The sequence below is a fragment of the Paracoccus sp. FO-3 genome (assembly GCF_006386455.1).
GTDB lineage: Bacteria > Pseudomonadota > Alphaproteobacteria > Rhodobacterales > Rhodobacteraceae > Paracoccus > Paracoccus versutus.
This window is the reverse complement of the sequence record NZ_VCBQ01000217.1, coordinates 1-2,730: the sequence shown is the minus strand read 5'-3', so window position 1 is coordinate 2,730 and position 2,730 is coordinate 1. Positions and strand designations below refer to the sequence as shown.

At 69.6% G+C, this 2,730-nt stretch carries 3 protein-coding genes; 2 read left to right on the top strand and 1 reads right to left on the bottom strand.

Going from position 1 to position 2,730, the window contains the following annotated elements; translation table 11 throughout:
- A partial coding sequence (locus FE811_RS26360) for a TolC family protein (protein WP_181180987.1) occupies window positions 1-687 on the top strand: 687 nt, incomplete at its 5' end.
- A 30-nt stretch (window positions 688-717) separates the two neighbouring features.
- Entirely contained in the window at window positions 718-1,458 is a 741-nt protein-coding gene (locus tag FE811_RS26355) for a hypothetical protein (protein ID WP_116223131.1), read from the top strand.
- Between the two features lie 282 nt (window positions 1,459-1,740).
- Here the strand turns inward: FE811_RS26355 and FE811_RS26350 are convergent, their stop codons facing one another.
- A complete protein-coding gene (locus tag FE811_RS26350; RefSeq protein ID WP_072461456.1) occupies window positions 1,741-2,526 on the bottom strand; it encodes a DeoR/GlpR family DNA-binding transcription regulator in 786 nt (261 codons plus the stop codon).
- Window positions 2,527-2,730 lie beyond the last annotated feature (204 nt).

Sequence of the window (2,730 nt, the reverse complement as noted above, 5' to 3'; positions counted from 1 at the left end):
ATCGGCCAGCGCAGCCACCCGGCGATCCTGCAGGCGCAGCGCCTGGCCGCCGCCGCCGAGCTGGGCGTCGCCGCCGCCGCGGCCGAGCGCAACCCGACGCTGACCGGCCAGGCCAGCATCGGCCGGTCGCGCGAACTGTCGCTTCAAAGCCAGCAGGAATCGACCCGCAACACGCTGGGCGCCTCGCTCAGCCTGTCGCAGACGATCTATTCCGGCGGGCGGCTGCCCTCGGCCCATCGCAAGGCGATGGCGCGGCGGGACGAGGCGCGGGCCGGGCTGCTTCAGGTTTCGCGCCAGGTCGACGAGGCGGTCGGCCGGTCCTGGGCGGGAATCGACGTGGCACGGGCGCAGATCGGTGCCATCGACGAGCAGATCGTCGCCGCGCAGCAGGCCTACGAAGGCGTGCGCGAAGAGGCGACGCTGGGCGCGCGCACGACGCTGGACGTGCTGGACGCCGAACAATTGCTGCTCGAGGCGCGGGCGAACAAAATCTCGGCCGAGGCCAATCTGCAATTAGCACATTATCAACTTCTGGCTGCTATGGGTCTGTTGACGGTGGAAAACCTGAAACTGGGGATACCGACCTATGACCCATCGGCCTATTACAATGCGGTGCAGGACGCACCCTTTACCAGCAGGCAGGGCGAAAGCCTCGACCGCGTCTTGCGCGCGCTCGGCAGGGACTGACGCCGCCGCCCTCGATCCGGGGGGCGCATCATGCAGCATGAGGTGATGCGCCAACCGGCGCCGGGCCCCGGCTCGGACAATGTCGGCGACGTGCTGGCCTCGATCCGCCGGCTCATCGCCCAGGATGGGGCGGGCTGCCGCATCCCGGACCAGGCGCTGAACGCGCCGCCGGCCCAGGACGAGGCGCCGCCGGCGCAGACTGCGCCGCTGCCCCGACCGGCATCCTCGGCGCGAATCACCCCCTTGGTGCTGGACAGCAGTATCCTGGTCGCGGCCGAGCCCGTGAATGACCCGCAAGCCGGCGTTCCGCCGGAGCCGCGGATATTCGGCGACTGGCTGCGCATGCCGCCGGCCGAGGAACCTGCCGCGCCCGAGGCACGGGCAGGGCGGGTGGATGCCGCCGAAGCCGCGGCGGATCATGCCGACATCGAAGCCACCATCCAACCCCCCGGCCCTTCGCCCGAGGCGCCGACCACCACCATCCTGCAAATGGAGGAAACCATGCTGCATGCGAATGCTTCCGTGACCCCTATCAACCCGGCTGCCGAGGCGCAGGCGGCCGAAGCCTTGGCCCGCGACACCGGCGAGCCGCATCTTTTCGCGCCCCAGGACAAGGATGCGCAAAAGGGCACCCACCTGCGCGGCATGATCCGCGAGGCGATCCGGCAGGAGCTTCAGGGCGAGATCGGCAACCGTCTCAGCCGCAACCTGCAACAGATGATCCGCCACGAGATCGAACTGGCGCTGCGGCAGATGTGCGAAGAGGATTGAGCCGGCCGTCCCGCCGCCGGGTTCCCGCCGCCGGGCCGTAGTGCAGAAAGGGGCCTGTCCCGACCTGCGCCTGGGCCTTGCGCTTCGATCCGGCCGGTTTCGAAGGATGCCGGTCCCGGCCCTTTCGCCCGAACCCGGCGCAAGGGGCGGCCGCTAGGGCATCGTCCGGGCTGCGAGGCCGGTTCATCGCCACGCGCAACCGCCGGAGGGTCAGGTTTGAACTGGCGAATCCGGTCATCCACGGCGCTGGTCGGCCATTCGTGCCGGGCTGGCCCAAGGGGGTCAGGTGTCCGCGATCTGGCCGGCCGGGGGGCAGAGCCGCACTTCGGTGTGCCATTCCGTGCAGCGCCGGTGCAGGTCCTGGGGCAGGGGCTGGTCGGTGAAGATCGCATCCAATTCGGACAGGCTGGCGATGCGGGCCGGCGCGGGGCGGCCGATCTTGGAATGGTCGGTGACCAGGAAGGCGCGGCGCGCCTGGCGCAGGATGGCGCGGCTGACCCGCACCTCGGCCAGGTCGAAGTCCAGCAGGTCGCCGTCATGGTCCAGCGCCGAGGTGCCGATGACCGCGTAATCCACCTTGAACTGCTCGAAGAACTGGGTGGTGAGCTCCCCCACCAGCCCGCCGTCCGAGCGCCGCAGCGTGCCGCCCGTCACCATGATCTCGCAGCCCGGATTGGCCAGCAGGATATTGGCGACATTCATGTTGTTGGTGATGACGGTGATGTTGGAATGATGGATCAGGGCGCGGGCCACCGCCTCGGTCGTGGTGCCCAGGTTCAGGATCAGGCTGCAATTGTCGGGAATTTCCGCCGCGCAGGCCGCGCCGATGGCGGCCTTGGCCTCGGCATTCATGCGCCGCCGGGCCTCATAGCCCAGGTTGACCGCGCCGGCGCGCGGCACCGCCCCGCCATGCACGCGGTCCAGAAGGCCCGCCCCCGCCATCTCGCCCAGGTCGCGGCGGATGGTCTGCAAGGTCACGTCGAAGCGTTGCGCCAGGTCCTCGACCAGCACCCGCCCCTCGGCGCGGGCAAGTTCGAGGATCTCGTTCTGGCGTATGCTGAGCGCCACCGGGCTCTCCATCGGCTGGATGGCGATCACTCTATGCGATCCGGCTTCGCGCGCAAGCGTTCCTTGCAGGGCGGGGAACCGGCGTCGATGTTCGGATCGCGGTGATCCGCCCGGAAACGAAAGCCGCTTGACCGGCCGGGTGCCGCGGTGCAGCCTGTGCATCACCCCGACGACAGCAGGCCGCCGATGCCCCATCTTCTTTCG